Source organism: Curtobacterium sp. MCBA15_005, assembly GCF_001864855.1.
GTDB lineage: Bacteria > Actinomycetota > Actinomycetes > Actinomycetales > Microbacteriaceae > Curtobacterium > Curtobacterium flaccumfaciens.
In genome coordinates this window covers 1-520 of the sequence record NZ_MJGL01000016.1, presented here as the reverse complement: position 1 = coordinate 520, position 520 = coordinate 1, and the positions used below count along the sequence as shown (strand labels likewise).

At 68.1% G+C, this 520-nt stretch carries 1 protein-coding gene; it reads right to left on the bottom strand.

The genetic code is table 11. The annotated features are described in order from the left end of the window. Positions 1-520 (bottom strand): Ig-like domain-containing protein (locus tag BIU89_RS09470; protein WP_254791570.1); only part of this gene is annotated, 520 nt, incomplete at both ends.

Sequence of the window (520 nt, the reverse complement as noted above, 5' to 3'; positions counted from 1 at the left end):
TCGGCGGTCCCGCTGATGGGGCCCTTGCCGTCAGCGAGGTCAGAGGGGCTGGTCACGATCGGCGCGGTCGGTGCCTCCGTGTCGACGTCGACGGTGGTCTTCGTCTCTTCGGAGGTGTTGCCGGCGTCGTCCTGGGCGACGAGTTCCAGCTTGTGCTCGCCATCGGCCAGCGGTTCGTCCAGCTCGATGGAGAAGTCGCCGTCGTCGTTGGCTTCGCCGCGGCCGAGTTCCTTGCCGTCCTCGTCGCGGATGATCACGGTCGAGCCGGGCTCGGCGGTTCCGCTGATCGGGCCCTTGCCGTTGTCGAGGTCCTTGGGGCTGGTCACGACCGGTGCCGTGGGTGCTTCGGTGTCGACATCGACCGTGGTGTCGGTCGGGTTGGACTCGTTGCCGGCGTCGTCCTGGGCGATCAGCTCGAGTTTGTGCTCGCCGTCGTCGAGGGGCTCGTCCAGCTCGATCGAGAAGTCGCCGTCGTCGTTGGCTTCGCCGCGGCCGAGTTCGTTGCCGTCCTCGTCGCGGA